Genomic DNA, 7249 nt, shown 5'->3' on the forward strand with positions numbered 1-7249 from the left:
TGATCTTGACCCGCCATCTCCGGACAGCTTTTGTATCTTAAGTTAACGATGTCCGCTGCCGCCGATATTCCCTCGGGGAGTGATATCCCAGCGCGCTGTGCGGGTGGTTTTCATTGTAATGTGTGAACGCTGCTGCAAGGTTTCGCAGGGCTGTTCTCACATCTGGTTTTGGCATGAACGCGATATAGTCTTCCTTCATCGTCTTCACGAATCGTTCGGCCATGCCATTGCTCTGCGGGCTGCTCACCGCTGTTGTACACGGCTCCAGATTCAGCTCTCTGGCGAACCTCCGCGTTTCATGCGCGGTATATGCTGAACCGTTATCCGTCAGCCATTGAACCGGTGTGGTCGGCAGCCCGTCGCCGAAGCGCTTTTCCACCGACCTCAGCATCACATCCTGCACCGTCGAACTGTCGTAGCCTCCTGTGCTCGCTGCCCAGTCTATGGCTTCTCTGTCGCAGCAGTCCAGCGCGAACGTGACCCGCAGCTTCTCACCGTTGTCGCAGCCGAACTCGAAGCCATCTGAACACCAGCGCATATCGCTTTCTGCCACCGCGATTTTGCCCTTATGTTCACGCTTCGACCGCTCTGGTTTGTCATGCAGTAACAGCAGATTATGCTCACTCATAAGCCGGTAAAGCCGTTTGGCGTTCACGGGGGGCAGTCCCTCTGTACGGCGTTGCGTACGCAGGATGCCCCACACACGGCGATAGCCGTAACTGGGCATATCGCTGATGATATCGAGGATCTCTGACAGTATTTCAGCGTCTGCTTCGTCATCACGCCGGTTACAGCGCCTGTCCTGCCAGTCGGCAGAACGGTTAATTCGCAGTGACAGCTGCGCACGCGACACGCCCATGGTGCGGCTGACCAGGGCTATTCCCCGTCCTTTGGCAACAAGGGCGCGTGCGCTATCCATTTTCGCGACTGAGCGTACTCCACGGCTTCTTTCAGGATCTCAACTTCCATCGTCTTCTTGCCCAGCAGGCGCTGAAGCTCCCGGACCTGCTTCAGAGCAGCAGTAAGCTCAGAAGCTGGAACAACTTCTTCTCCGGCCGCAACGGCGGTGAGGCTGCCTTCCTGATATTGCTTCTTCCACTTAAACAGCAGGCTGGGCTGGATGCCATGCAGGCGGGCGACATGGGAGACATTCATGCCCGGCTCCATCGTCTGCTGGATAATGGCGATCTTCTCCTGAGGAGTTTTACGTTTACGGACTTCTTGCCCTAACAGGATCCCGGTCATCTCAAAATTGGCGTTAGTGTTAGACATATATTCAAGCCTATCTCTTATCTGGAGATACAGCTACTGTCTGGTGTTTCAGGGGGCTACATCAGATTACTTCTGTATCAAAGCGCTTTTTAAGTCGTTCTAAGTCTTTAACTACTAGGTCACGGTTGATAATACGATAGTCTTTTAAACTGTCTAAACGCTCATTGAGCTTTTCAATAGCCCCAGAAAAACGACTCTTTTTGCTCTCAGCCACCTTAACCAATTGCTTTACAATGCTCAGCGTGCTCGAAACCACATACAGCACATACTGGTTTTCTGGCACGTTGTAACTCGGCTCAGATGCGCGGCTCGTTAAATGCTTACGCGAACCTTTGGTACAAATCTCCATAAATGTACGTGGAACAGGACGTACTTCTTTTGCTGGCTTTAACGCTTGAATTTCTTTCAGTTCAACTTTGGGCTTTTTGAGGATGGTTTGTGCATTGCTAAGAATTGATGCGACTAATGACAGCGCTTCTTGGTCGATGGCTGCAACCTGTGAATTTTTAGCGTCGCCCGTGATATGACTATTCTCATCGAGGATCAGCTCCCACAGGTCCGCTTTAAAATCTGACAGGTAACGTGAAAGATCCGATTTGGTCTGTTCGGAGATATCAATATCAAGCTTTAGTGTCGAGTTACCAATAACAAACGTGATCTGACCAGCCGTTCGCCTCGCTTCACTGCGCCACACCCGTTGTTTTGCGTCCCAATGAGCAGGCTCAACCCACCACACAGCATTAGATGCGGGATCGGTTATCGACTCTAACTGCTTTCTATCACCATTAGGCATGACAATGTAAGGCGGAGACTGATCACCCTGCTTAGTTTTTATCGCAAGTTGAGCAAAACGTAGCTCATCGACCTTAGGGTAGATGGTGGTGTGTGCGGAAAATGCATTGTTCCCCGTCTGCTCAAGCTTTAGCGAGTACTCCGACTCGCTAACACTGACTAAGGTTTGCTTATCGTGCCATTTGGTCTCGATAAACTTGATAACGAATGGAGTTTCCATGATTACGCCCAGTAGTTCACAACGCCATCATTCGATTCAGCCGTTTTAACTAAACGCTCTATCGATTTGGTGCATGAAAACTCCGCCGCTATTTCTACTTGGTTGTCCAGCAGCGACTCAAGGCGAGGTAAGAATACACGGCTAACAAGCTCAGCTTTACTGTAATCACCCACTTGCTTATCGCCATCAAATGTGAATTTTGGTAGCACCTTATGAACGATAAAGTTGTTGATGGCCAGAGACTTATTATCGTTTACATCGCTAAATAAACTTACATAGTTAAGCCCTTGTCGAATAGTTCGCATACCAAATTCCACGCCAAGCGGGTCGAAAACATCGCGGTTTAAAGTCGTAAATAACTCGCAGAATTCATTCAAACGTTCAAATTTCGGATAAGGGGTACGCTCACCAAGCTCTTCAATATCAAACACTAGCGGTAAAGTAACGTCGTCGAGCCCGTAAGAGTCAATCTCATCAAAAATAGCATCCCAGTCGGTCAGCAAAGGACTCTTGAACTTCATCACGTGTGCACGATCAAGTATTTTTGGTGAGAGGTAATGGGTTGTTTCGTCGATGTTGATAGCACCAATAATTCTTACGTTCGCTGGAATCGTGATTGACGAAGGCGTGCCGAGAACACCTGCCAACATACGTCTGATATCACCGTGGTATTTAATCAGTGAGTCTTTATCGCTAAAGCCAAACGCGCGCTTCATTTCAGCGTTAATTTCTTCATCTTGCATGAGCGCAACGAAGTCCACGATGCCATTTTTGCTGAACTTTTCTTGCGCGTTAGAAATGACAGAAACAACCCCTTTTAGCTCGGCAAGAACGTGTGCAGCTTCATCATCCGAGTAAAGTTGAATGGTCGGTTGCTCGTTACGCTCCTCTAGCTTAGAAAGAAAGTCGGCAAAGTAATATTCCACTCGGGCAAGGTTCATTTCGTCTAAACAGATGAAGTATGGGATATCTGGGTTTTGCTTAGCCTCGATCAATGCCTCAAGAAATGGTGTCGCCAAATATTTCTTCTCTAGGGGATTGTAATAGCCCAGCAAATCTTCTGAACTAGTCCAGTTAGGCTTAACCGGAATGATCTTAGATACCCCACCAATAGCCTTGGCAAACGACTGAACCAGGTTTGTTTTGCCTGAGCCTGAGTCCCCCGCCAGAATGATGAGATCATTGGTGCGAATAAGCGTTAGGAAGTTCTCGATAATATGGCGAGGGTACAGGATGTCTCGTTCTTTGAGGTACGCTTGAATGTAAGAAACTGCATCGCTGTAGTTTGAATAAAGGGCTTGTGAAAAAGAGATATGTTCACCACGCTCCTTATTAGACAAGGGGCTTCCAACAAAAAAGTCGAAATCTTCCTCATCCAAAAACTCAAAACTCTTCAGGAAGATGGCTTTCTCTTTGATGAAATCTGTTAGTTTCTCGACTTTTCTTGCCATACTTTCCTCTACTTTTCGGCTCTTTTCGATAATGACGTCTAACTCAGCTTTGCTTTCCTGAATCTTCAGATTTAGCCGATGATTATCATTATTTAGTTCTTCATTTCTCTTGATTGAGCTTTCAAGCTCTGTCGTTGATGCTGTGATTTTATCCTGTGTACTTTTGAATGCGTCTGACAACTCCGCCAACTTGTCAGTCATATCCTGTTGTTTTTCTTGCAACGCTGCCTCTAACGCTTCTGTTTCTGAGGCGATTTTATGTTTAACGCGCTTAACTTCTGCGTCATAAATAACTTTGCGTAGCAGTGTTTCATCTTCATTTTGAATTAGGGCTTGCCGATCTAAATTAGGTAATGCATCGGGCAGATAGGTCAAACGCTCAACCGTCTTATCATTGACGGCTAATAGAAATGGGTTGTTTTTTTTAGCTCTTTGCGGGATGGATGCTAACATCAGTTCACAAGCAACCATCCCTTTAGTGTCATTGCCTAACACTATTTTTGCTACTGATGGGGTTAAAAACACACCTGATTGCAATTCATGCGAATCAGCCAGAGGGTATTCTATGCTTTGGTTGCCACTAAGAGTTTTTGCGTTACGGATACCAGCCCAGTTCCCTGCCTCGTTAATACTCAGTTCACCCCAGACATCAATTTTATGATTTTCCAAGCCCCAACTATCATAAAGGCGTTGGTAAAGCTCTTCATCAGAGAGCCCTTTAACCTCTTCAAGGTTGTAGATAACTTGTTCTAAAGCCATGATTTCTATTCAAACAATAAATAAAGGGATTACCTACGTGTTGCAAACTCAACACATCTACATCTCGAGAAAAACAGGTTTAGTTTTGCTTCTTATCTAGCACTTTTTAGCGAGATAATCACCAACGAGCATTTCAATAAATTATTTAAGTTCCTGATATTAAACACCATAAGTCTAATATGGCAACAGTTTCTATAATCGCGTTTCGCGAATCCGTGATATGAGCACCAATGTTGACAGTGCCACTTACCACTACACAACTTCATATCGCGTCTACTCTATTGCTAACACTTTCGAGTGATCCGTACCAGCAAAAGTGTAAGCGTCGTCTGAGTACCGTCTGGTCCCGAATCCAGGATCCTGTAACTTAAGCACCCACTTATTTTGCAGGTGGACACCTCATGCGCGCTAAAGAAAGACTTCCCCGGAAACACTATTCCCCTGAATTCAAAATGGAACTGGTCAGGCTGGCTCTTGAAGAAGAAGGCAGTATTGCCGCACTGGCCCGGAAACATGACGTCAATGATAACCTGCTCTTTAAATGGATAAGGCTCTGGCAGCGTGAAGGGCGGGTCTGTCGGCCCCGAAAAAACTCATCGTCGCTTCCTGCCCTGATACCCGTGCAGCTTCAGGCGGGCTCTTCTCTCCCAACCTTCGAACTACCATCCTGCTCTCCTCCCGCTACCTGCCACATAAAATGTCGGGGAGGAGAAATAACACTGACTCATCCCTCTGCTGAACTCATGAGCACTGTCCTGCGCGAACTGATGCGGGGGCCGGTATGATAAATCTTCCCGCAGGCACAAAAATCTGGCTGGTTGCCGGTATCACCGATATGCGCAACGGCTTCAATGGCCTCGCCGCAAAGGTGCAGACCGCGCTGAAAGATGACCCGATGTCCGGCCACGTCTTCATCTTCCGGGGACGCAGCGGCAGTCAGGTAAAACTGCTCTGGTCCACCGGCGATGGTCTGTGCCTGCTGACAAAGCGACTGGAACGTGGTCGCTTCGCCTGGCCCTCAGCCCGCGATGGCAAAGTGTTCCTGACGCCGGCGCAACTGGCGATGCTGATGGAAGGTATCGACTGGCGACAGCCAAAGCGGTTACTGACATCCCTGACCATGTTGTAGCGCTCTTTATCCTGGTTGTCGCAGAATAAGCCTGGTAAAATACAGGATTATGAACGATACCTCTTCTGACGACATCCTTCTGCTGAAACAGCGCCTGGCCGAACAGGAAGCGTTGATCCACGCCCTGCAGGAAAAGCTGAGCAACCGGGAACGCGAAATAGACCATCTGCAGGCGCAACTGGATAAGCTGCGCCGGATGAACTTCGGCAGTCGTTCCGAAAAGGTATCTCGCCGTATCGCGCAAATGGAAGCTGACCTGAACCTGCTGCAGCAGGAAAGCGATACGCTGACCGGCCGGGTGGATGACCCGGCAGTGCAGCGCCCGCTGCGTCAGACCCGCACCCGCAAACCGTTCCCTGAGTCACTCCCACGGGATGAGAAGCGGCTGCTGCCGACTGAGCCGTGTTGCCCGGAGTGCGGTGGTTCGCTGAGTTACCTGGGTGAGGATGCCGCCGAACAGCTGGAGCTGATGCGCAGCGCCTTCCGGGTTATCCGGACAGTCCGTGAAAAGCATGCCTGCCGTCGGTGCGATCGCATCGTTCAGGCCCCGGCTCCTTCGCGCCCCATCGAACGGGGGATCGCCGGACCGGGGCTGCTGGCCCGAGTGCTGACCTCAAAGTATGCAGAGCACACACCGCTGTATCGCCAGTCGGAGATCTATGCCCGCCAGGGTGTAGTGTTGAGTCGTTCTGTACTGTCGGGCTGGGTGGATGCGTGTTGTCGTCTGCTGGCACCGCTGGATGAAGCCCTTCAGCACTATGTCCTGACCGACGGCAAACTCCATGCTGACGATACGCCTGTCCCGGTGCTGTTGCCGGGCAATAAGAAGACGAAGACCGGGCGCTTATGGACGTACGTTCGAGACGACCGCAACGCCGGATCAGCGCTGGCCCCCGCAGTGTGGTTCGCTTACAGCCCGGACAGAAAAGGTATCCACCCTCAGACCCATCTTGCAGGCTTCAGTGGCGTACTGCAGGCTGATGCCTACGCCGGGTTCAACGAGCTCTACCGCGACGGCCATATAAAGGAAGCCGCGTGCTGGGCCCATGCCCGCCGAAAAATCCACGATGTTCACGTCCGTACCCCGTCAGCCCTGACGGAGGAGGCGCTGAAACGGATCGGCGAGCTGTATGCCATCGAGTCGGAGCTCAGAGGTAAAAGAGCAGAGGAACGGCAGGCAGTCCGGCACCAAAAAGTGCTGCCGCTGCTGGCGTCACTGGAGGGGTGGCTGCGGGAGAAACAGAAAACCCTCTCAAGGCACTCAGAACTGGCGAAGGCGTTCGGGTATGCGCTGAACCAGTGGCCGGCGCTGACCCGCTATGCAGAAGATGGCTGGGTGGAGGTGGATAATAACATTGCCGAAAACGCCCTACGACTGGTCAGTCTGGGGAGAAAAAACTGGCTGTTCTTCGGCTCGGATCATGGTGGTGAGCGCGGTGCGTCACTGTACAGTCTTATCGGGACGTGCAAATTAAACGGCGTGGATCCGGAACGCTATCTGCATCATGTACTTGATGTCATCGCCGACTGGCCTGTGAACCGGGTGGGTGCTCTGCTCCCGTGGCGGGTTACTCTGCCTGCCTGACCAGCTTCACTTCGTCAATACGGTTCTCACTGCACGCTTAC

General features: G+C 50.4%; 6 protein-coding genes. 3 read left to right on the forward strand and 3 right to left on the reverse strand.

The genetic code is table 11. The features are described 5' to 3' along the window. Positions 1-37: 37 nt before the first annotated feature. The 3 genes from OGW13_RS08130 to OGW13_RS08140 form a co-directional block, all read right to left on the reverse strand. Positions 38-1245, reverse strand: a protein-coding gene (locus OGW13_RS08130; protein ID WP_109455549.1) for an IS3 family transposase whose coding sequence is annotated in 2 segments (ribosomal slippage) — positions 38-924 and positions 924-1245 — 1209 coding nt in all. Because the reading frame shifts where the segments join, the coding sequence is not laid out codon by codon here. 88 nt (positions 1246-1333) lie between these two features. Continuing rightward, positions 1334-2284, reverse strand: coding sequence for a hypothetical protein (locus OGW13_RS08135; protein ID WP_287115867.1), 951 nt, complete (start codon positions 2282-2284; stop codon positions 1334-1336). Between the two features lie 2 nt (positions 2285-2286). Next, on the reverse strand, positions 2287-4494 hold the full coding sequence (locus OGW13_RS08140) for a DUF8727 domain-containing protein (protein WP_040216748.1): 2208 nt from the start codon (positions 4492-4494) through the stop codon (positions 2287-2289). Positions 4495-4946: 452 nt separating this feature from the next. On the opposite strand from OGW13_RS08140, the gene OGW13_RS25695 reads away from it, so the two are divergent. The 3 genes from OGW13_RS25695 to tnpC are packed head-to-tail and all read left to right on the forward strand — an operon-like array spanning position 4947 to position 7208. Further along, positions 4947-5279 (forward strand): transposase, encoded by a 333-nt coding sequence (locus OGW13_RS25695; RefSeq protein ID WP_050586387.1) that lies wholly within the window; start codon positions 4947-4949, stop codon positions 5277-5279. Beyond that, positions 5276-5623: an IS66 family insertion sequence element accessory protein TnpB gene (gene tnpB / locus OGW13_RS08145; RefSeq protein WP_000609174.1), complete on the forward strand. Its 348-nt coding sequence runs from the start codon at positions 5276-5278 to the stop codon at positions 5621-5623. The genes OGW13_RS25695 and tnpB overlap by 4 nt, the downstream gene beginning before the upstream one ends. Positions 5624-5672: 49 nt before the next feature. After that, positions 5673-7208 carry an IS66 family transposase gene (tnpC, locus tag OGW13_RS08150; protein WP_001000406.1) on the forward strand — a complete coding sequence of 512 codons (1536 nt, stop codon included), beginning with the start codon at positions 5673-5675 and terminating at the stop codon, positions 7206-7208. The last annotated feature ends 41 nt before the right edge of the window (positions 7209-7249 follow it).

This window comes from Citrobacter sp. Ca225 (assembly GCF_030337175.1).
Lineage (GTDB): Bacteria > Pseudomonadota > Gammaproteobacteria > Enterobacterales > Enterobacteriaceae > Citrobacter_A > Citrobacter_A amalonaticus.